Source organism: Brevibacillus sp. TJ4 (genome assembly GCF_044627595.2).
Lineage (GTDB): Bacteria > Bacillota > Bacilli > Brevibacillales > Brevibacillaceae > Brevibacillus.
Map to the genome: position 1 here is coordinate 892545 of NZ_CP185865.1, position 21536 is coordinate 914080.

Consider the following 21536-nt stretch of genomic DNA (forward strand, 5'->3'; position numbering starts at 1 on the left):
GAATCGTGTGAGAGAAAAACTCAATCAGTATCATATTGCCATCCTTGTATACATGATCCAATCCGCGTTTATGTTTTTTAACCTCCCCCGTTTGCTCGCCGAAAACTTTGGGACAAACGGTTGGATAGCATTGCTGATCTGCAGCGCGGTTGCCACAGTCAACATCTTTTTGATCTCGCTCGTCTACCGACATGGACGGGGGAGGTCGATCTTTGCCATTTTGGAGCAATCCATCCCCAAATGGATTCTGGTTCCCTTCTATTTTGGCATGGCAGCAGTCAGCGCGTTGTTTGGCTGCCTCGTGATGAAGCAGTACGTCCTGCTTTTCCAGATGGTCGCATTCCCGACGACGAATCCGATGGTCTTCAAGTTTCTGTGCGACATCCTCGTGCTCTTGTTGATGAGAAAAGGACTCTACAATATCTCCAAAGCAGCAACTATCTTTTATTACTGCACCTTCTGGCTGTTTTTTTTGCTTCCCTATTTCTTAGGAGAGTTTCGCTGGGTGCGGCTCACTCCCTTTTTGTTCCAAGGAGGCACTCATCAGCTGGAAGACTGGCTGGAGGTGTACATGGCCTTCCTTGGATACGAACTGAGTCTCTTTTTTTTCCCTTATGTCGCGGAAAAGACGAAGTTCATGGCTGCCGTGTACACGGGCAATTGGCTGGTGACGCTGATCTACACGGCGACATCGATGATTTGCTTCGGTTTTTTCAGTTTTCAGCAGGTTGCCAACCTGGCGTACCCGGTAATTGATCTGCTGTCCTATATTGAGCTGCCGTTTGTCGAGCGAATCGAAAACCTGCTGTTTGCCTTGTTTATCTTTAAAATTCTGATTACCATCACGTTGTACAGCTGGGTGGCGGTAGAAGTCTTGAGAAGGATATTCCCGCGAGCGAGTGAATCGGGAGTCAGTTTTCTCGTCATAGCGGGGGCCTACCTGGCGGGGTTTTACCCGGAGGTTTTGGCAGACGTGGAACTCTGGCTCAGAAGGCTTGGGGCTATGCAGATTTGCATCGGTTTTGGGCTTCCTTTGCTGTTGCTGCTTTGTTTGCTCCTGCAGAGGGCTTACCACAAGGAGGAAACGCCGAATGCGTAAATCGTGCTGCATCTGGCTATTTTGCCTGCTCCTCCTCGTCACGGGCTGTCGGGACAGCAGAGTGATCGAAGAACTGGCGTTAATCGATACAATCAGTGCGGATAAAGCGGAAAAAGAAAATGACCAGGATTTGTTGATGATCGGGGTCAGCATTCCGAAAATAGATCCCCGGGCAAAGGAACCGAGGGAAACGATTTTCACGACGAGCAGAACATTCAAAGAGGCAAGAATTCACATTTCCGGCCAGACGAGCCGCAGGCTGGTGAGCGGACAAGTGCGAAATATCATGTTCGGGTCGGAACTGGCAAGAGACGGCGTCTGGAAGCATATCGATACTTTTGTCCGGGACCCCAGCATCGGACAGAGGGTAAAGGTCGTTGTCGTCAACGGGAATGCGGCAAAGCTGCTCAATTCGCAGTATCCGCAGCATGGTGTGATCGGGTACTATATTGGCGAACTGTTGGACAAGCAAGCGGCTGTAAGCGCGTTGCCGGAAGTGAATATGTATAATTTCTCCAGAGACTACCTCGACGATGGCATTGATCCCGTTGCTCCCGTCATCATAGGGCAGGAAAAACACATCAGTATGGACGGTATCGGCCTGTTTCGAGATGATCGGTACATCACGAAAATTCCACACGAAAAATCGCTCATCTTTACGCTGCTTCGCGGCATTATCAAGCAGGGCGAGATGAGCCTCGATTTATCGAAGGGCAACGAAAAGAAGTTTCTCCAGGTCAGTTCGGTTGCCAGCGGTCGGAAGGTAAAGGTGAAAAAAACGCAGCATCCCACATCGCGATTTGAGGTGTATTTGCAACTGGAGCTTCGCGGCACTGTGCGGGAATACATCGGTCCGTCCCGATTGGAGAGCTACGACGACCAGAAAAGGATGGAAAAAGAGGTCGGGGAATACCTCGAAAAAGAAGCGGAGCTGATGATCCGGCAGATGCAGCGACATCAGGTGGACAGCATCGGGATTGGGCAGTACGTGCGCAACAGCATGAGTTATCAGGAGTGGAAAAAGCTGGACTGGCACAGTGTTTACCCGCAAGTACCCATACATGTAAACGTCCGGGCCAAAATAAAGGACTTCGGAAAATTCGAGTAGAGAGAGGACATCGGCCCTCCCTTCGAGAAACAAAAAGAGAGCAGATAGCAAATACGATGGGAGTGTCAGACGTGGCTGAACAAAACGCTAAACGCATAATCGGATTTGTCGGGACCGGCGTGATGGGCAAGAGCATGGCCGGTCATTTTCTCAAGGCAGGCTATCAGGTGCTGGTGTACACGCGCAGCAAGGAAAAGGCAGAAGAGCTGCTGGCGCAAGGTGCGGCATGGAAAGATACCGTGGCTGCTCTCGCGCGTGAAGCAGATGTCGTGATCACGATGGTCGGGTATCCGCATGATGTGGAGGAAGTATATCTCGGGGAGGCAGGCATCATTGCCAATGCCAAGCCTGGTTCCTACCTGATCGACATGACCACTTCCAAGCCGACGCTGGCGCAAAAGCTGTATGAGGAAGCGAAGAAGCGCGGCCTGTATTCCCTGGACGCGCCGGTTTCGGGCGGTGACATCGGGGCACGCGATGCCCGCCTGACGATCATGGTCGGCGGAGATGAGGATGCGTTTGCCGAAATGGAACCATTGCTCAAAATTATGGGCACCAACGTCATCCTGCAAGGCGGTCCGGGGGCGGGTCAGCATACGAAGATGTGCAACCAGATTACGATTGCCAGCAACATGATCGGTGTGTGCGAAGCGATCGCCTACGCCAAGCGCGCAGGTCTTGATCCCGTGAGAGTGCTCGACAGCATCGGGACGGGAGCGGCAGCAAGCTGGTCGTTGTCAAATCTGGCGCCGCGGATGATCGCCGGCAATTTTGCGCCCGGTTTTTACGTCAAGCACATGATCAAGGATATGGCGATCGCTCTGGAGTCCGCCAAGGAGATGGGACTGTTGACCCCGGGGCTTGAGCTGTCCAAGTCGCTGTACGAGGAGCTTGCAGCCGATGGCGAGGAAAACAGTGGCACGCAAGCGCTGATCAAATGGTATGAAAAACAGCTCGGAGTGAACCAGTAAAAACTATGTAAGTGTTTTCATTGACAATTTCAGATGGACTCTCTATAATTTCTACTAGATTCACTTGTTAATCGACAATGATCGTTTTTTCTATACGGTTAGGCGGAGAACATGGAGAAAACCCTTACCCGTAAACACACCCAAAGGGCGAAGTGTGTTTATGTTGTGTAAGGGTTTTTGTTGTTCCAGGACCGCTATGTGTCGATTGGCGCCAATATTCAAAAAAATAGAGAGGGGTCTGACAAATGAGAAAGAGAAAATGGTTTCATGGCTTGACGGCAGCAGTTTTGCTGACATCAGTTGCGTTGACAGGATGCGGGTCATCGGATGGCTCAGCTGCTGGAGGCTCTGGCAGCGGCGGTGAAGGCGGGGGCAAGGACGGATTTGGATCGATCGCCTTCTATTCACCCGAAACGCCTGATATGACCAAGGAACTCGGACTGGCTTTCGAGAAGGCCAACGCTGGTTCTTCTGTAAACGTGCAATATGCAGGTACGAACGTGCTCGTAAACCGGATGATTGCCGAAAAAGACAACCCGATGGCAGACGTCTGGTATGGCGGCGGTGGATTCCTGCCGTTTGAATCGGCCAAAGACAAGGGCATCATTACTTCGTATATTCCGGAATCGATCAAGGATTGGCCGGAAGTGCAGGACGGCATCAAAATTCGCGACAAGGACTGGAAATGGATCGGCACTGAGGTATTCGTTCTCGGCTTTATCTACAACACCGATCTGGTCAAGCCGGAAGACCTGCCGAAAACATGGGATGATCTGCTCGATCCAAAATGGAAGGGTCAAATTCAAATGCCAAACCCTGCTGCATCCGGTACGGCTACGCTATTCGTACTGAGCCAGCTCATGGAAAAAGGCGAGGCGCCGGGCTGGGAATACTTTGAGAAGCTGGTAGACCAGACAAGCGCGATGCCGGATTCAGGTTCCGCTCCGGGGAAAGCGGTTGCAAAAGGCGAGGCCCTGATCGGAATCGGCTTTGACTTTATGGCATATGAAATGAAAGCAAAAGGCGAGCGGGTAGATTTCATCGTTCCCGAAAAAACGCCGATCATCGTAAACCCTGTGTCGCTGGTAGAAAACGGGCCTAACCCGGAGGGCGGCAAGGCGCTGATCGACTACCTGCTGTCCCAGGAAGGACAACAAACGCTCGCCAACTGGTATCATATTCCGATTTCCAAAGAGGTTGAGTCCAAGACTCCACTGACGCTGGAAAATGTACTGCCGCACGCGCAGGAGCTGGATGTCGATTGGGTCGTGGAAAACTATGACCGCGTCCGCAACGAATGGCGTCAGAAATTCCAATAAAGGGGGCTCTTCCGATGGGATCGGTGAAAATTGAACACTTGAACAAGCAGTTTAACGGAAACACCGCGTTGGAAGATGTCAGCCTGGAGATTCGGGAGGGCGAGTTTTTCGCCCTTCTCGGTCCATCCGGCTGCGGCAAGACGACAACGATGCGCTGCATCGCCGGTTTTGAGACGCCGACTTCCGGCAACATCTACATCGGCGACCGGATCGTCAACGATGTTCCGGCCAACCAGCGCAACTGCGGCATGGTCTTTCAAAGCTACGCCCTGTTTCCGCATCTGAATGTATTTGAAAACGTCGCATACAGTTTGAATATTCGCCGCTTTTACCAGGGGGGCATCGGTACGAAGATCGCCACCTTGGCCCATATGCTTAACCACAGGCTGGGCAAGGTCGACCGCATTACCGAACAAAAGGTGCGGGACGCGCTCGATTTCGTCGAGCTGAGCCATCTCGCAGACCGTCTTCCGGGTCAATTGTCCGGAGGTCAGCAGCAGCGTGTTGCCCTGGCTCGCGCACTCGTGATGGAGCCAGCCGTGCTGCTGATGGACGAACCGCTCTCCAACCTCGACAAAAAGCTGCGCAACGTCATGCGCGTAACGATTCGGCAGATTCAGCAAAAAGTGGGCATCACCACGATTTTTGTCACGCACGACCAGGAAGAAGCGATGAGCATGGCTGACCGTGTTGCTGTCATGCACGGCGGGCGTCTGGTGCAGGTAGACACGCCGACAGCCTTGTACAGCAATCCCGCTTCGAAGTTTGTCGCGGACTTCGTCGGCTCGTCCAACATTTTCCCGGGTACGGTCCTTCGCGTCAACGATTCCGGGGAGACGGTCATCCAGGTGTCGGATCACCAGCAGCTCCGCTCGGCCTATCCGGCGAAGCAAAAGGACGTCGAAGTCATCATCCGACCGGAAAGCATCCGCCTGTTCGCCGGCGAGGCAGCCACGAGCGATGAGAACATCTTGGATGGAACGATTGAACTATCCACTTATCTGGGCCCGACGATCCGCTATGATGTCAAAGTTGGCGAATTGCGCTTTGAGGTTGATACGGTTTTTGAAGCGGGCAGTCCAATCCTGCCATCAGGGACTTCTGTGAAGCTGCAAATCGATCCGAATCGCGTGGTGGTTCTATGAAAAAGCGGCCATCCTTTGCGTTGAATGGATTTACGGTGCTCAAATGGCTCATCTATCTGTTCTTCTTTGTATTTTTGCTCGTACCTCTCTTTTCGATTTTGCTTGTCAGTTTTACCGGCCAGCCGATCAATATTTTCGGCAGCCTGACCAATCCGAAAATTTTGTCTGCTACCTTGGAGAAGCTGTCCGGGTTTTCGGTCGAAGCGTACGCATCCGTCTTTAAAGAGGGAGGCAGCTATTTCAACGCGCTGATCAACAGCTTGAAGCTCGGGACCGGGGTCGCCGTTCTCGTCACGCTGGTCGTGCTGCCGATCGCCTATGCCTTCGCTCGGACGAAGATGCCGTTCAAAGCCTTTTTTGCGGCGCTTTGCACGATTCCGCTGGTCATGCCGACCTTTATTTCTTCCCACGCCTTTGTCCTGATGTTCGGGAAGACGGGCTGGGTGACGCATATTTACCAGTATTTTGGCGGACAAGGTGTGCTGTTTGACGTACAGTCGATGCTGGGCATCGTGCTGGTGCAGGTATTTTTCTTCTTTCCTTACGCATTGTGGCCGATGGTGGCAGCGTTCAAAATCAGCGATGTGACGCTGGAAGAGGCTTCGCAAAATCTCGGTGCGAAAAGCTGGTACACGTTTTGCCGGGTGACCTTCCCGCTGGCGATTCCAGGGATCGTATCGAGCATGCTGCTGATTTTCACGGTCAGCTTCTCGGACTTCGGGACGCCGATTATTTTGGCGCCAAAAGACCTGAACCTGATCGTCGTCGAATCCTACCGGGAGATTGCCGGGTTTTTCAACTGGGCTGGCTCTGCCGTATTGACGGTCATCATGCTGCTGGTCGCCGCCTTCTTCTTCTGGCTGCAGCGGCTGGTGATCAAGGGCAGGGAGTACGGCACGATTTCCGGCAAGCCGACCAAGCAAAAGCTCAACGACAACAAAGGCGTCGTTTCGGTGCTGACTGTTTACACGTTTTTGATCATGCTCATCCCGACGCTCGCTGTAGGTTCGGTCTTCCTGTCATCGATCGCCACTACGTGGGGGCATCATGCGCTGCCGGACGGCTACACACTGGATCATTACAAAACGATTTTCGGCACCTCGGGCAAAAACATCGTCAACAGTATGGTGCTCGCTGGCGGGACACTGGTGCTCAGCGTGGTCATCTCTACGTTCGTTTCCTATTTTGTCGTTCGTCGCGGCTCGGGCGGACTTGACTTCGTGTCGTCCATCCCGCTGATCGTGCCTGGTATCGCGTTGGGGATCGCCCTGATCCAGACGTTTAACACGGCGCCGCTCCATTTGACCGGTACAGCGCTGCTGTTGATCATCGCCTACACGATTCGCCGGATGCCGTACATGATCCGCTCGACGATGAGCTCGATGATGGCGATTCGCAAGGACATCGAGGAAGCGGCGGTCAGTCTCGGCGCGTCTTCGCTGGTCGCAGCGATTACGGTCATCGGCCCGCTGATGATTCCGGGGATTGCTGCCGGAGCGATTCTGGTCTTTGTCACCGTCATCAAGGAGACGAGTATTTCCATTCTGCTCGCTCCGACAGATTGGGCGCCGATGAGTTTGGCTGTCTTCCAGAATTTGTTGCGCGGTGAATATTATACAGCGTGCGCGATGGCTATTCTGATCATCGCCATCGTCATCGTGCTGCAGTCTCTTGCGAAGAAAATTACCAAAGACCAGCTCTACTAAGCGTGAAGACAGAATGTGGACCGAACAGGAGTGTGACAAGCATGAAAGGATTTATTTTCGATCTGGACGGAACCGTCTACCTGGGCGACAAGCTGATCGAGGGCGCCGGGGAAGCGATACAGGCATTGCGAGAGAGGGGCGACAAGGTCGTATTCCTCTCCAACAAGCCGATTGCCACCCGTCAGTCCTATGCACATAAGCTGACGAAGATGGGGATTCCGACGGGAGTCAACGAAGTGCTCAACTCTTCGTTGATCGTCGCCCGCTATTTGCAGAAGGTATGCCAGCAGGGAGAGAAGGTGCTGGTCATCGGCGAAGAGCCGATTCGCGATGAACTCCGCGACCACGGCATCGCGCTGAGTCACGATCCGCAGGAAGTAAAGTACGTCGTGCTCTCCTGGGATCGCCGTTTTACGTACGACCGGTTGAATGACCTGTATCAGGCGGCGATTCGCGGAGCCGTGGTGATCGCCTCCAATCCGGACCGGACCTGCCCGCTGGAGGATGGGCAGATTCCCGATACGGGCGCGTTGATCGGAGCGTTGGAAGGGGCGACGGGAAAACCGATCGACCTCGTCGTCGGCAAGCCGTCGCCGATCGCCGCACAGGCAGCGATCGAGCATCTCGGGCTGGATGTTTCCCAGTGCTACATGGTCGGTGATCGCCTGGAAACCGATATCAAAATGGGCAATGACACTGGCATGAATTCTGTTCTCGTACTGACCGGAATCACGACGCGGGAAATGGCGGAAACAAGTGAGCATCAGCCACGCTATATCCTGAATAGTATTAAAGAAATCGTAAACCTGTAATGGGCGTGCTATAATGATGCCAGATGTGATTTTACGGAGGTTTGCGCATGTATCCGATTGTTGATCTTGTTGAATGCCAGACAATTGCAGCCGTTCAGAACGAACAGGATTTAGACAGTGCCATCGCGGGTGAGCCGAACATCATCTTCTTGCTGACGGGGTCGATTTTCAACATCAAGGAGCTGGTGGACCGCGTCAAAGCCGCCAATAAACACGTCTTTTTGCATATGGAGTTTATTGAAGGCATCGCCGCAGACAAAAGCGGTGTGGCATACGTGGCACAAAACATCGTCCCGACAGGAATCATCTCGACTCGCAGCAACCTGATTCGGGTCGCCAAAGAGATGCAACTGATGGCTATTCAACGCATTTTCCTCATCGATCGGAACGCAGTGGTAAAGGGAATCCGGGTAATCGAACAATCGCTGCCCGATGCCGTGGAGGTGATGCCGGGCGTGATGCCCCGCGTCATTCAGGAGATGACCAATCTGACGCCGCTGCCGATCATCGCCGGAGGTTTGATCGACACGAAAAAGGAAATCGGCGATGCCTTGGCTGCCGGTGCCTTAGCGGTATCCGTCGGTACGAGCGAATTGTGGTATTAATTTCATAGCATTTTTCAACAGGGAAGAGATCAGGAGAACCCCCTTTGGAGAAGCTGCAACTTGTACACCGATTCAAGTTGCTCTTTTCCATGGGGGTTTTTTGTATGTGGGCACAGGACCGGCAGACGCCGGAAGAGGAGATGACTAGGAATGAACACACATTTTGCGGTTGCCAATCGGTCGGCGATCCTTTCCAGCATGGCGGAAGGGGAACTGGACCTTCTCGTCATCGGAGGGGGGATCACCGGCGCAGGGATTGCCCTGGATGCGAGCCAGCGCGGGATTCGCGTCGGTTTGCTGGAGAAAAACGACTTCGGTTCAGGGACCAGCAGCCGTTCCACCAAGCTGATCCACGGTGGCTTGCGCTATTTGAAGCAGGGAGATGTGAAGCTGGTACAAGAGGTCGGCCGGGAGCGGGCGATTTTGTACAAAAACGCTCCACACCTGGTCGAAGCAGCCCCGATGCTCTTGCCGATCTACAAGGGCGGGACATATGGCTATCTGGCTTCCTCGGTCGGCTTGTACATCTACGACTGGCTGGCAGGGGTCGAACGCAAGGAGCGGCGCAAAATGCTGAGCCGCGAGGAGACGCTTCGGCATGAGCCGCTGCTGAAGACGGAAGGACTGAAAGGAGCTGGCTTTTACTACGAATACCGGACAGACGACGCCCGGTTGACGCTGGACATTATGAAGACCGCGTGGAGCCAGGGAGCGAGCATCGTCAACTACGCCCAGGTGACGGAATTTCTCTACCGCGACTCGCAGGTTGTCGGGGCAAAGGTGACTGATCGCAGCAGCGGGGAGACGTACGAAGTATACGCCAAAAAAATCGTCAATGCGGCGGGTCCGTGGGTGGATGACGTACGCAAGCTCGATGGCTCGCTGCAAGGAAAGCGTCTGTACCTGACCAAAGGGGTGCATCTGGTCGTGCCGAAAAGTCGTCTGCCGATCAGACAGTCTGCCTACTTCGACACTCCGGATGGACGCATGGTCTTCGTCATTCCGCGGGGAAACAGCACGTACATCGGTACGACCGACACCAGCTACAAGCTGGAGATCGATCAGCCGCGCACGACAAAGGAGGACCGGGACTACCTGCTTCGCGCCGTCAACGCCATGTTTCCGCAGGTCAAGCTGGAGCCCGCCGATGTCGTCTCGCACTGGGCAGGACTGCGGCCACTGATATACGAGGAAGGCAAAGGTCCGTCCGAGCTGTCGCGCAAAGACGAGATCATCCTTTCCTCGTCCGGAATGATTACGATTGCAGGAGGGAAATTGACGGGCTTCCGCAAGATGGCGGAAAAAGTCGTGGATCTGGTGGCAGATCAATTGGCGCAAGCCAGCGCAACCCACTTCCCTCCTTGTCAGACCGACCAGATCGTCGTCAGCGGCGGCGAGCGGCTGGGGCATACCGATTACGCAGCCTGCAAGCAAGAGCTGCTGAAAGCAGGCGTGGCACTGGGCGTAGATGCCGCTACCGCTGCGGAGTGGGTCGAGACGTACGGGACCAATGCACAGCGCATTTACACACGTCTGGAAGCGATCCGGGAAAACGGGCAAGCCTTCACCGAAGAGCAGCTTCTGCACGCGCAGCTGTCGTACGCGCTGGAAGAGGAGATGACGGTCACAGCCGTGGACTTCTTGCGACTGCGCACGGGCTGGACGTATTTTCAGGTGAAAAAGGCCGAAGCAAAGGCAGAGGCCGTCATTCGCATCATGGGGGAAAAGCTGGGCTGGAGCGATACGGAAGTGGCTCGGGAGCGTGCCAGTGTACAGATGCTGTTGGATACGATCTACAACCTGCCGGAAAACGAGGATGAGATTGCGCAGGGATCAAGCCCGAAGACAGCGAGAACAGCACTGTAGGCAGGGGCATATCAGGGGTGTGAAGGATGAGAAGGACAGTCGGTACGAAATTGCTTGCCGGTTTTGCCTGCATGCTGCTCTTGATGGGCGGCTTGGGCTGGTTCAGTTTGCACACCGTCGACCAGATCAACGAGAAAGCCGAGGAGATCAATGGGAACTGGTTGCCGAAAAGCATGGCGATTATGAATGTCAAATACTTGACGGAGCACTTCTTCGCGCTGCAGCTTGAGTACAGTACGACCCGCGATTTGAGCAAGCAGACGATCATCAACGGGGAAGCGGAACAGACGCTGGCACAGATTCAGGAGCAGTTTGCACTGTACGAACAGCAGCCGCTCAGCGATGAAGAAAGGAAGTATTTCCAGTCGCTGAAGGCGTCCTGGGCCAATTACCAGGCAGCGTACCAGTCGCTCTTGCAGCAGTCAGGCGAGGTTTCCACCAGTGATCTGCTGCGCGAAGCAGACACGATGTTCCAGGTGATGGAAGGGTACTTGAACAATCTCGTGCAGATGAGCCAGCGCGGAGCCGAACAGGCGACCATACAAGCCGCTCTGCTGCACGAGACGGGGCGGATGAGCACCCTGCTCAGTCTCGCTGCCGCGCTCGTCGCGAGTCTGCTGCTCGCGTTCGGATTGACGAGACATATCCGCAAGCCGTTGTTGCAGGTGGCAGAGGCGGTCAGGCAAGTCGCAGAAGGGCAGCTCGGCTCTGCCGATCTCGCTGTGAAAAACCGGGACGAGATTGGAGAGCTGGCAACGCACATCAACGAGATGCGCTCAAGGCTTCGCCAGTTTTCCGCTACGATCAATCGCACGGTAGAGCATGTCGCCAGCTCGGCTGTGCAGGTGAGCGGCCACGCGCAGGAGACGTTGGCAGCCAGCAATGACATCGCCGCATCGCTCAAGGAAATGTCCGCAGGCTCCAGTGCGATCGCCGCAGGTGCGGAAGAAAGCGCCAAGGCGATGGAAGAGATGGCCGCGGGGATTCAACGAGTTGCCCAGTCCGCGTCATCGCTGGCGGAGGCATCGCTCATTGCGGAACAGGATGCCAAGCAGGGTATTCACGCTTTGGGCGAGGCGAGCGCGCAGATGGACACGATCACCGCAGGCATGAGCCAGTCGGCGAAAGTGATTCGGCAGTTGGGAGAAAGCTCGCAGGAGATCGAAAAAATCGTAGAGATGATCACCGCAATCGCATCCCAGACGAATCTGCTCGCCCTCAATGCCGCCATCGAGGCTGCCCGTGCAGGGGAGCAGGGCAGAGGCTTCTCTGTCGTAGCCGAAGAAGTGCGCAAGCTGGCCGAACAATCCGACCAGTTTGCCCAGCAAATCGCTGTCCTGAGCCAAAACGTGCGCAGCGAAGCCGACCAGGCTGTACATTCGATCCAGGCGATGGCACAAGACGTCCATACCGGAGCATCCGTCGTCAAGGAAGCGGAGAGCGCGTTCGCGCAAATCACGACGGGGATGGGCGAGATCGCAAGCCAGGTACAGGAGATTTCCGCGATCACCGAAGAAATGTCAGCCAGCATCGAGCAACTGGCCGCATCTGCGGCGCAGACGGCGCATGTCGTCAAGGAAGGGGCCGAGCAGACCGAAAATATCGCAGCAGCCACGCAGAAGCAGGTAAGCGCCTGCGAAGAAGTAAGCGCCGCCACGCAAGCCCTGGAAAAGGTGGCGGAGGAAACGAAACAGGTCGCCGGCTGGTTCCGGCTGGGAACGGGATGATGTACGGTTATGCTGGTGAGCCGTTGAAAAAGGGGCTGTCTCAAAGTCACACGACTTTGGGACAGCTTTTTTTGCTGCACACCACGGCGATGCATATCGGCACACCTTGTACGTATAACTCCAACCGATCGCAATCAGCATGCTAGAGGGCTCCATGTGAGTCGGTTGCCTCCTTGAAGCAGGGAAGATTCTTTCGTTCCGTTTGCTTATGTTCCTGCTCAAACAACGAAAAGAGGCAAAATAACCGGGGATCGGAGATTGCTTCATGTCACACCAATTTTGGTTGGCGAGTGATTTTTTTAAAAATTCAATAAATGATGTTGCAAACTTATACGGACAAATATAAAATGGGCATATAAATGTAAGCGCTTTATTTAACCACTTACCTTTGAGGGGGATTGAAATGAAAAAGAAATTTTTGTACGGACTTCTTGTCAGTTCTCTGGTTTTCACATTGGCTGCTTGTAATCAGCAGACAGGCGGCGGCTCCGGGACAAATGGCGGTTCAGGGGGCGAGGACGATCAATTGGTATTCGGCTATACGTCCATGACGCAAAACAATCCTTTCTTCATCGTTTTGGAAGAATCGATTCGCAAGGAAGTGGAAGCCAATGGCGACAAGCTGATCACGATGAACCCGGCGATGGACGTGGCGCTTCAAATCAACCAAATTGAAGATATGATTGTTCAGGGAATTGATGGAATTTTCTTGAATCCGGTTGACTGGGAAGGAATCAGGCCTGCTCTCGTTATGCTTGAAGAAGCAGGAATTCCGATTATTAACTACGATACTGAGGTAAAAGATTTTGAATATGTAACAGCTTACGTCGGTTCGGATAATAAGAACGCGGGCAGAGTCGTAGGGGAAGACCTGGTGAAGCGATTCCCGGATGGCGGAAAGATTGCCGTATTGGACAGTCCGACGATGAACTCGATCAATGACCGTGTTGCCGGCTTCATGGAAGCAATCCAAGGAGCGAATTTTGAAATTGTCGCGCAACAGGATGGTAAAGGCGACCTGCAGACATCTCTGGGGATTACGGAAGATATTCTCCAGGCACATCCTGACATAATCGCGATTTTTGGCGGTAACGATCCAAGTGCATTGGGTGCTTTAGCAGCCGTAAAGGCAGCGAACCGGAACGATATTGCGATTTATGGTGTCGACGGATCACCGGATGCCAAGGCTGCTATGGCTGAGGGTGGACCATTCAAAGGTTCCGGTGCCCAATCGCCCATTTCGATCGGAAAAGAGTCAGTAAAAGTGGCTTACAAGATTCTCAATAAAGAACAGTTTGAAGAAAGAACGCCTGTCGAAACATTCCTGATCAATCAGGACAATGTTGAAGAGTACGGTACAGATGGCTGGCAATAGGCAGTAAGGAACAATGGGTGACTCGTGGCAGTAGTGTTTCTTTTGATTCGACATATAGTGTTCGGTTCAATGGAGGCGCTATACTTCGTCCAGAATCAAGGAAGCCGCTTATGAGTCACCCTTTATTCGTAAACGAGGTGGATCAAATGAGCAGCAAACTGCTGGAAATGACTGGAGTAAGCAAACAATTTCCCGGAGTTTATGCGTTAAAAGGGGTTGATTTTACCTTACAAAAAGGTGAGGTGCATGCTCTCCTTGGCGAAAATGGCGCAGGTAAATCAACCTTGATGAAAATCCTGGGCGGGATCTACAGCATAGACGAGGGAAAGATTGTGATAGAAGGCAAAGAGGTCAAGATCAACAGTGTAAAAGATGCACAGCAGTACGGGATCAGCATTATTCACCAGGAAATTGTGTTAGTGCCTTATTTATCGATTGCCGAAAATATTTATCTTGGCCGAGAGCCTCTGACGAAAGCAGGGTTGATCGACCGCAAACAGATGTATGGGAATGCACAAAAGTTTTTGGATGATTTTGATTTGGGCTTATCTGCCGAAACACTCGTCGGAAAATTAACGGTGGCCCAGCAGCAGATGATCGAGATCATCAAGGCAGTCTCGTTTCACTCGAATATTATTATCATGGATGAGCCTACCTCTTCTCTTAGTGAAAAAGAGGTTGAATTCCTGTTTAAGACGATTCGCGATTTGCAAGCGCAAGGTGTTGGGATTGTGTACATCTCGCATCGGATGAATGAATTATTTGAGATTACCGATCGCATAACAGTCCTGCGCGACGGAGAGTACATCGGAACCGTGGTGACGAAAGAAACCACTATTGATGGTTTAATTTCGATGATGGTCGGACGCGAGCTGACGAATTATTATGTTAGAGATTTTTCTGCACCTGGAGAGACCGTATTAAAGGTGGAGCGTTTATCCAGAAAAGGTGTCCTGGATGATGTCAGTTTTGAGCTTCATAAAGGCGAGATTCTGGGATTTGCCGGTCTTGTCGGGGCGGGTAGATCGGAACTGATGAAATGTATTTTTGGTCTGGACCCTTTTGATCAGGGTGAGGTGTTCGTCAACGGGAAAAAAGCGATGATCAAAAATCCGAATGATGCGATTAAAAACCGAATTGCTTATGTAACGGAAAACCGGAAAGAGGAAGGCTTGTTTTTGATCAAATCCGTTCAATACAACGTAACAATAAAAATTTTGCATGAGTTTATGAGGTTCTTTCAAGTAAATGCGAAATACGAAGATCGGGTAACACAAGAGTATATCAACGATTTGTCGATTAAAACTCCAGGTGCCGGGCAGACTGTGGGGAATTTAAGCGGCGGAAACCAGCAGAAGGTATTAATTTCGAGGTGGCTCGCGACGAAGCCAAAGGTCCTCATTTTAGATGAGCCAACACGCGGTGTCGATGTTGGAGCGAAAGCCGAAATATACGCGATTATGAACCGGCTGGTCCAAGAAGGAGTATCGATTATCATGGTTTCTTCTGAACTGCCGGAAGTCATTAACATGAGCGATCGGATCGCGGTAATGTGCCAAGGGAAAATTCAGACCATTTTAAATAGAGATCGTTTTAGTCAAGAAACGATCATGCATTATGCAACTGGGGGGAATTAATATGGCTCAATTATCGGTACAACCGAAACACGATACGGCCCTTTTTCGTTTTCGTTCTGCCAGTAAAAACTTTCTAAAAGAAAATATGGGGATTCTGATCGGGCTTGTCATCCTGTGTGTTGTCGTAGCCATTGCCAATCCGGCGTTTTTAACATCGAACAATCTGATGAACGTGTTGCGCCAAACATCTACAAACCTCTATCTCGCCCTGGCGATGACGATGATTATTATTTTGGGTGGAATTGACTTGTCGGTCGGCTCTATTGTTGCCGTCACCGGAGTTGTCACGACGATGGGAATCGCTTCGTTTGACCTGCCTGTTGCCGTAGCGGTTGCAGTTGGTCTTTTGGTAGGGATGATGATTGGAGCGATAAACGGCTATGTCGCTGCGACCACAGTGATCCCGCCATTTATTATTACGTTAGCCACGATGAATATAGCCCGCGGTGCGGCTTATGTGTTAACCGACGGGCAGCCGGTCCGGGTGATGTCGGATTCCTTTAACTTTATCGGGTCCGGCTATGTGTTCGGTTTTTTGCCGACACCGGTTCTTTATCTGATCGTCTTTATCTTTGTCTGTTATGTAATTATGAATAAAACCCAACTGGGACGCCATATCTATGCGGTAGGAGGCAACCCGGAAGCCGCAAAATTCTCTGGAATCAATATCAAACGGGTAAAATTCTTTGCTTATGTCTTCAGCGGATTTATGGCGTCTGTCGCGGGGATTGTGCTGGCGTCACGGATGTTTTCCGGACAGCCGACTGCGGGCGAAGCGGCCGAACTGGATGCGATTGCTGCCGTTGTGTTGGGCGGAACGAGTATGTCCGGCGGGGTCGGGAAAATTGGCGGCACCATTATTGGAGCGCTTATCATCGGGGTGTTAAGCAACGGATTGAACCTGATGGGTGTCAGTTCCTTCTGGCAGTATATCGTAAAAGGGGCAGTGATTATGGCAGCCGTCTACGCTGACGTGATCAAGAGAAGGAGAATGGCGTAACCTGTTTATTTTCCTTTGAAAGAATAGTCTGAAAGACAGTGGGTGATAGTTTGAAAAAGGGAATCGCGTTTGCGGGTACAATCGCCGTTGATGAAATAAAGCGAATAGACAAGTACCCTGGCAAATCTGAATTGGCAACGATCAAAAGCATTTCCAGGTCAAACGGCGGGGCCGTTTCCAACTGTGCGATTTCGCTGGCCAAAATCGACCCCGAGCTGCCGATTGAAGTGATCGCGCTGATTGGGAACGATGACAAGGGTCAGTTTTTGAAAGAAAGGCTTTCGAGCTATCCAAATATCGATCAGACCCAGGTCAAATATGCTGGAGAAACCCCGTTCACCGATGTCATTCAGGAAGAATCGGGCCATACGCGGACATTTTTTACGTGATAGAGGGAATATGGCTTTGTTTGATGAACATGCGATTGATCTCGCAAACGTAAAGTCTGAAATTCTTCATATTGGCTATATTCTTTTGCTGGATTCACTGGATCAGGAAGACCCCGAGTACGGAACCAAGATGGCAAAGCTGTTAAAACAGGCCCAGGATCTCGGCTTGAAAACGTCGATTGACATTGTCAGTGAACATAGCAGCCGATACGAGAAACTAGTCCCGCCAAGCCTGCGATACGCGAATTATTGTGTCATCAATGAACTGGAAGCGGGGCGAAGCGTAGGGATCGAGTTGCGTGATGAATCAGGAGCTTTCATAAGCAGCAATGTCAGGAACGTGCTTGTTCGGTTGAAAGAATTGGGCGTCAAGGATTGGGTCGCCATCCATGCGCCAGAAGGCAGCTTTGGCTTCGATGGGGGTGATTTTTACAGCATCCCTTCCCTGCTGATTGAACCCGAAAAGATAAAAGGAACAGTGGGAGCCGGCGATGCATACGTAACGGGCGTCCTATACGGGGCATTGCAGCGGTTGACTCTTCCGGAGGCGATGAAGGTAGGGACGGCTGCAGCCGCTTCTTCGTTGCTGGCAGAGGACAGTACTTCTGGTGTCCAAAGATATGAACAGCTTGTCCGGATGTATCAGGAGTTTGCGAAACAGCCTGAAATCAACATATGAAGGAGGTTCATCCGTTATGTTAGTTACGTTGCAAGAAATTCTGACGAAAGCAGACGAAGGAAACTATGCGGTGGGAGCGTTTAATTCGCCCACATTGGAGTCTGCGCGAGCCGCAGTGGAAGCGGCCGAAGAACTGCAAGTGCCGATTATCCTGTCCCATGCGGAAGTTCATTTTGAAGTGACCCCGCTTGAGATTATGGGCCCGATTCTCGTGCATTTGGCGAAACAGGCAAGCGTCCCGGTAACCGTGCACCTTGACCATGGCTCCAGTCTCGAAAATGTCAAACGGGCCATTGCGCTTGGTTTTTCCTCCGTTATGATCGATGCCTCCCATATGAGCTATGAAGACAATGTGAAAACCGTGAAAGAAGTGGTCGAGTACGCACACGATCATCATGTTTCGGTCGAAGCGGAACTGGGCATCATTACATCTTCGGAAATTGGCGGCGAAGAAACGGCGGGCGGGGCGCACCATGACGGGGAGGACATTTACACAGATCCTGACATTGCGAAAGATTTCGTGGAACGCACCAAGATCGATGCGTTGGCGGCTTCCTTCGGGACGGTTCACGGTATCTATTTGAAAGAGCCAAAGCTTGATATTGCCAGGCTGAACGCGATCTATCAAAACATTCAAAAACCGGTCGTCATGCATGGCGGCTCCGGTTTGAGCGAGCAAGACTATATCAACACGATCAATGCCGGAGTTCGGAAGATTAACTACTATAGTTACGCTGCCAGAGCAGGCGCGCACGCTGTAAAAGAGATGATCGAAAAGGAACCGAATATCTTTTATCACGATTTGGCGGTAGTCGGCAAGAATGCGATTAAAGAGGATTTGAGAAGGGCGATGCAGATTTTCTCGAACAAGAGCAGCGTTTTTCAATAATGCATGTAAAGAGGTGAATCCAATGAATCGCGAAAAGCATGAAGAGATAAAGGCAAAGGCGCTGGAGTTATTTGCGAAAGCCAACATTGTGTTAACCGACGCTGAGAAGGAAGCAGTTGAAGTGGCGGACTTTGGGCTTAACAAAGTTGAAGATACCGGTCTGCAATTGATTACGTATGTGAATACCGAGAAAGTGTGCGCAAAAGAGTTGGCGCTGCTGCCATTTCAAACTTGTCCGGAACACAAGCACCCGAAAAGGGATTATGATGATGGCAAGGAAGAAACATTTCGTTGCCGTTACGGAACGGTCTACCTGTATGTGGAGGGAGAAGAAACGAAGGATCGGGTGATGAACCCGCCTGAAGGTGATGAAGCGTACTATACGGCTTTTACAGAAATCATTTTGCGCCCGGGCGAGCAGTACACGATTTATCCGAATACGCTTCATTGGTTTAAAGCAGGGAGTGAGGGAGCGATTGTTTCTGAATTCTCAACCAGGAGTACGGATGAGAGTGATGTGTTTACGGACCCGCGCATTAAACGGATTCCTGTGATCGAGTAAGGTTTCGTGACTGACGTACATTGGTGTTTTACATGAATATCACGCGGAGAAGGAGGAGCACTCCTCCTTTTTTTTGAACATACAGGAATGTATAAGCGACAAGCATATGAATCGGAACGCATATGAAATTTCTTTAATTCATTGAATATACGTACAAATTAAAATAAACTGTAAATAAAAGATGTACTCTTACGTACAAGTTGGTTTGGGTGAAAAACGACTGATGCAAGAAAGGTGTGATGCCATTGTGTTGGAGGAATTGAAACAGCAAGTGCTGGAGGCCAACCTCTCACTGCCGAAGTACGGATTGGTTACGTTTACGTGGGGAAATGTAAGCGGTATCAATCGAGATGCAGGGTTAGTGGTAATTAAGCCGAGTGGTGTCGCTTATGAGGAAATGAAGACCGATGACCTCGTTGTTCTCGATCTGGAAGGAAATATTGTAGAGGGACATTTGAAGCCGTCTTCTGATACGGCGACCCATTTGGTCCTTTACAAGCATTTTCCGGATATAGGCGGGATTGTGCATACACACTCGCCATGGGCAACCGCCTGGGCTCAGGCAGGATATGATCTCCCTGCTTTCGGAACGACACATGCGGACTACTTTAACGGCGCGGTTCCGTGTACGCGACCGATGACAAAAGAAGAAATATTGGGAAATTACGAACTGGAAACGGGCAAGGTCATCGTGGAGACGTTTAGGGACAAAAATCCGAATGAAGTCCCGAGCGTTCTGGTTCACAGCCATGCACCGTTTAATTGGGGGAAAGACCCATCTGAAGCTGTGCACAATGCGGTCGTCCTGGAGGAATGTGCCAAAATGGCGTTTTATTCTTGCCAGTTACATCCTGGCTTGAGAGCGATGGATCACATGTTACTGAAAAAGCATTTTTATCGAAAACACGGGGCAAATGCGTATTACGGTCAAAAGTAACGGAGGGGTCATAAATGACAAAGTATACAATTGGGGTTGACTATGGAACACAATCGGGGCGAGCGGTCCTCGTTTCTCTTGCAGACGGAAAAGAAATAGCCGATCATGTCACTCCATACAAGCATGGTGTCATAGATACCGTTCTTCCGGATTCAGGGATTGAGCTGGGACATGAGTGGGCCCTGCAGCACCCAAATGATTATCTTGAAGTGATTGCCACCTCCATTCCTGCCATACTCAACGATTCGGGAATTGATCCGAAGGACGTGATTGGAATTGGCATTGATTTTACGGCATGTACGATGCTGCCCGTGGATGCTTCTTGCCAGCCCTTGTGTTTTCGCGATGATGTAAAAGACAATCCTCATAGCTGGGTGAAACTTTGGAAGCATCATGCCGCTCAGCCGGAGGCCAATCGAATCAATGAAATTGCAGAACAAAGAGGGGAAACATTTTTGTCCAGATATGGCGGCAAGCTGTCTTCCGAGTGGATGTTGGCGAAAGCCTGGCAAATTCTCAACGAGGCCCCTGAAATCTATGAGAAAGCGGATATGTTTGTCGAAGCGACCGACTGGGTGATTTCACAATTGACCGGGAATTTCTTGCGCAACAGTTGTACTGCCGGATATAAAGCGGTTTGGCATAAGCAGGAAGGTTATCCGGGCAAGGAGTTCTTTCAGGCATTAGACCCGCGTCTTGAGCGTTTCGTTGAAACAAAATTGCGTGGGAAGGTGGTACCGCTCGGAACGAAGGCTGGAGGACTTACGAAAAAAATGGCAGCGTTGACCGGTCTGCCAGAAGGCATCGCAGTGGCGGTCGGCAATGTCGATGCACACGCGGCTGTACCGGCAATGGGCGTGGTCGAACCGGGAAAGATGGCCATGATCATGGGAACTTCAATCTGTCATATGGTCCTCGGGTCCGAGGAAAAGGAAGTTGAGGGCATGTGCGGAGTGGTCGAGGACGGGATTATTCCTGGATTTTACGGCTATGAAGCAGGACAGTCTGCTGTCGGAGATATTTTTGAATGGTATGTGGAAGAAGCGGTTCCAGCGTATGCGCAAAAAGCAGCTCAGAAACAGGGAGTTGATATTCACCGCTATTTGGAAGCAAAGGCTTCTGCGTTACAACCAGGCGAAAGCGGAGTGCTCGCCTTAGATTGGTGGAACGGCAACCGGTCTGTGCTGGTCGATACTGAGCTTGGCGGGCTTTTGATCGGGATGACTTTGCAGACAAAACCGGAGGAAATCTATCGGGCCTTACTGGAAGCGACTGCATTCGGGACAAAAATGATCGTAGAAGCCTTTCAGAAAAATGGGATTGAGATTCACGAACTCTATGCATGTGGCGGACTGCCGCAAAAAAATAAACTGCTGATGCAAATTTTTTCTGACGTCACGAATCTTCCTATTAAAATAGCTGACTCGAAACATACGCCGGCCCTTGGAGCAGCGATGTTTGCTGCGGTGGCAGCCGGAAAAGAGGGAGGCGGCTATGATACGATATTGGAGGCTGCGGAAAAAATGGCTCGTGTGAAGGATGAAGTGATAAAGCCGGTTCCCGAGAATGTTATCCTGTATGCTAAAATATATGAGGAATACAAGCGTTTGCACGATTATTTTGGCCGTGGTGAAAATGATGTGATGAAAAGACTGAAATCACTTCGGACGGTCTCGATTGATTCACCTCTAGGTTCGCCAGCCGTATAGG

General features: G+C 51.5%; 19 protein-coding genes. All 19 read left to right on the forward strand.

Annotation, left to right across the window (positions count from 1 at the left end):
* Positions 1-7: 7 nt before the first annotated feature.
* Positions 8-1099: a GerAB/ArcD/ProY family transporter gene (locus tag ACAF76_RS04140; protein ID WP_421617568.1), complete on the forward strand. Its 1092-nt coding sequence runs from the start codon at positions 8-10 to the stop codon at positions 1097-1099.
* Entirely contained in the window at positions 1092-2207 is a 1116-nt protein-coding gene (locus ACAF76_RS04145) for a Ger(x)C family spore germination protein (protein ID WP_421617569.1), read from the forward strand. Before ACAF76_RS04140 ends, ACAF76_RS04145 begins: the two co-directional genes overlap by 8 nt.
* A gap of 71 nt (positions 2208-2278) precedes the next feature.
* The gene (locus tag ACAF76_RS04150) at positions 2279-3178 is read left to right on the forward strand and encodes an NAD(P)-dependent oxidoreductase (protein ID WP_421617570.1); all 900 of its coding nucleotides are present in this window, start codon (positions 2279-2281) and stop codon (positions 3176-3178) included.
* Between the two features lie 245 nt (positions 3179-3423).
* Positions 3424-4497: an extracellular solute-binding protein gene (locus ACAF76_RS04155; RefSeq protein WP_421617572.1), complete on the forward strand. Its 1074-nt coding sequence runs from the start codon at positions 3424-3426 to the stop codon at positions 4495-4497.
* A 14-nt stretch (positions 4498-4511) separates the two neighbouring features.
* Positions 4512-5642 (forward strand): ABC transporter ATP-binding protein, encoded by a 1131-nt coding sequence (locus ACAF76_RS04160; protein ID WP_421617573.1) that lies wholly within the window; start codon positions 4512-4514, stop codon positions 5640-5642.
* On the forward strand, positions 5639-7348 hold the full coding sequence (locus tag ACAF76_RS04165; protein WP_421617574.1) for an ABC transporter permease: 1710 nt from the start codon (positions 5639-5641) through the stop codon (positions 7346-7348). Before ACAF76_RS04160 ends, ACAF76_RS04165 begins: the two co-directional genes overlap by 4 nt.
* A 41-nt stretch (positions 7349-7389) precedes the next feature.
* Positions 7390-8160, forward strand: coding sequence for an HAD-IIA family hydrolase (locus ACAF76_RS04170; protein WP_421617575.1), 771 nt, complete (start codon positions 7390-7392; stop codon positions 8158-8160).
* Positions 8161-8207: 47 nt separating this feature from the next.
* Complete coding sequence (locus tag ACAF76_RS04175; protein ID WP_421617576.1) at positions 8208-8765, forward strand: glycerol-3-phosphate responsive antiterminator; 558 nt, start codon at positions 8208-8210, stop codon at positions 8763-8765.
* A gap of 150 nt (positions 8766-8915) precedes the next feature.
* A complete protein-coding gene (locus tag ACAF76_RS04180) occupies positions 8916-10631 on the forward strand; it encodes a glycerol-3-phosphate dehydrogenase/oxidase (RefSeq protein WP_421617577.1) in 1716 nt (571 codons plus the stop codon).
* A gap of 26 nt (positions 10632-10657) precedes the next feature.
* A complete protein-coding gene (locus tag ACAF76_RS04185) occupies positions 10658-12358 on the forward strand; it encodes a methyl-accepting chemotaxis protein (RefSeq protein WP_421617578.1) in 1701 nt (566 codons plus the stop codon).
* 403 nt (positions 12359-12761) lie between these two features.
* The gene (locus ACAF76_RS04190) at positions 12762-13733 is read left to right on the forward strand and encodes a sugar ABC transporter substrate-binding protein (RefSeq protein ID WP_421617579.1); all 972 of its coding nucleotides are present in this window, start codon (positions 12762-12764) and stop codon (positions 13731-13733) included.
* Between the two features lie 146 nt (positions 13734-13879).
* Positions 13880-15370 (forward strand): sugar ABC transporter ATP-binding protein, encoded by a 1491-nt coding sequence (locus ACAF76_RS04195; protein ID WP_421617580.1) that lies wholly within the window; start codon positions 13880-13882, stop codon positions 15368-15370.
* Between the two features lies 1 nt (position 15371).
* Complete coding sequence (locus ACAF76_RS04200) at positions 15372-16370, forward strand: ABC transporter permease (RefSeq protein ID WP_421617581.1); 999 nt, start codon at positions 15372-15374, stop codon at positions 16368-16370.
* A 50-nt stretch (positions 16371-16420) separates the two neighbouring features.
* The gene (locus tag ACAF76_RS04205) at positions 16421-16759 is read left to right on the forward strand and encodes a hypothetical protein (RefSeq protein ID WP_421617582.1); all 339 of its coding nucleotides are present in this window, start codon (positions 16421-16423) and stop codon (positions 16757-16759) included.
* A gap of 16 nt (positions 16760-16775) precedes the next feature.
* Positions 16776-17438: a carbohydrate kinase family protein gene (locus tag ACAF76_RS04210; RefSeq protein WP_421617584.1), complete on the forward strand. Its 663-nt coding sequence runs from the start codon at positions 16776-16778 to the stop codon at positions 17436-17438.
* Between the two features lie 16 nt (positions 17439-17454).
* Positions 17455-18327, forward strand: coding sequence for a class II fructose-bisphosphate aldolase (locus ACAF76_RS04215; RefSeq protein WP_421617585.1), 873 nt, complete (start codon positions 17455-17457; stop codon positions 18325-18327).
* Between the two features lie 22 nt (positions 18328-18349).
* Positions 18350-18889, forward strand: a complete 540-nt coding sequence (locus tag ACAF76_RS04220) for a D-lyxose/D-mannose family sugar isomerase (protein WP_421617586.1) — start codon at positions 18350-18352, stop codon at positions 18887-18889.
* A gap of 247 nt (positions 18890-19136) precedes the next feature.
* A complete protein-coding gene (araD, locus tag ACAF76_RS04225; RefSeq protein WP_421617897.1) occupies positions 19137-19826 on the forward strand; it encodes an L-ribulose-5-phosphate 4-epimerase in 690 nt (229 codons plus the stop codon).
* A gap of 14 nt (positions 19827-19840) precedes the next feature.
* Positions 19841-21535 carry a ribulokinase gene (locus tag ACAF76_RS04230; RefSeq protein ID WP_421617587.1) on the forward strand — a complete coding sequence of 565 codons (1695 nt, stop codon included), beginning with the start codon at positions 19841-19843 and terminating at the stop codon, positions 21533-21535.
* Position 21536 lies beyond the last annotated feature (1 nt).

What these genes read in the sequence shown, in the direction of transcription:
- ACAF76_RS04185 (WP_421617578.1), top strand. Translation starts at nt 10,658, where the DNA reads ATGAGAAGGACAGTCGGTACGAAATTGCTTGCCGGTTTTGCCTGCATG.
- ACAF76_RS04155 (WP_421617572.1), top strand. Translation starts at nt 3,424, where the DNA reads ATGAGAAAGAGAAAATGGTTTCATGGCTTGACGGCAGCAGTTTTGCTG.
- ACAF76_RS04195 (WP_421617580.1), top strand. Translation starts at nt 13,880, where the DNA reads ATGAGCAGCAAACTGCTGGAAATGACTGGAGTAAGCAAACAATTTCCC.
- ACAF76_RS04215 (WP_421617585.1), top strand. Translation starts at nt 17,455, where the DNA reads ATGTTAGTTACGTTGCAAGAAATTCTGACGAAAGCAGACGAAGGAAAC.
- ACAF76_RS04200 (WP_421617581.1), top strand. Translation starts at nt 15,372, where the DNA reads ATGGCTCAATTATCGGTACAACCGAAACACGATACGGCCCTTTTTCGT.
- ACAF76_RS04230 (WP_421617587.1), top strand. Translation starts at nt 19,841, where the DNA reads ATGACAAAGTATACAATTGGGGTTGACTATGGAACACAATCGGGGCGA.
- ACAF76_RS04220 (WP_421617586.1), top strand. Translation starts at nt 18,350, where the DNA reads ATGAATCGCGAAAAGCATGAAGAGATAAAGGCAAAGGCGCTGGAGTTA.
- ACAF76_RS04165 (WP_421617574.1), top strand. Translation starts at nt 5,639, where the DNA reads ATGAAAAAGCGGCCATCCTTTGCGTTGAATGGATTTACGGTGCTCAAA.
- ACAF76_RS04175 (WP_421617576.1), top strand. Translation starts at nt 8,208, where the DNA reads ATGTATCCGATTGTTGATCTTGTTGAATGCCAGACAATTGCAGCCGTT.
- ACAF76_RS04180 (WP_421617577.1), top strand. Translation starts at nt 8,916, where the DNA reads ATGAACACACATTTTGCGGTTGCCAATCGGTCGGCGATCCTTTCCAGC.
- ACAF76_RS04170 (WP_421617575.1), top strand. Translation starts at nt 7,390, where the DNA reads ATGAAAGGATTTATTTTCGATCTGGACGGAACCGTCTACCTGGGCGAC.
- ACAF76_RS04145 (WP_421617569.1), top strand. Translation starts at nt 1,092, where the DNA reads ATGCGTAAATCGTGCTGCATCTGGCTATTTTGCCTGCTCCTCCTCGTC.
- ACAF76_RS04190 (WP_421617579.1), top strand. Translation starts at nt 12,762, where the DNA reads ATGAAAAAGAAATTTTTGTACGGACTTCTTGTCAGTTCTCTGGTTTTC.
- ACAF76_RS04160 (WP_421617573.1), top strand. Translation starts at nt 4,512, where the DNA reads ATGGGATCGGTGAAAATTGAACACTTGAACAAGCAGTTTAACGGAAAC.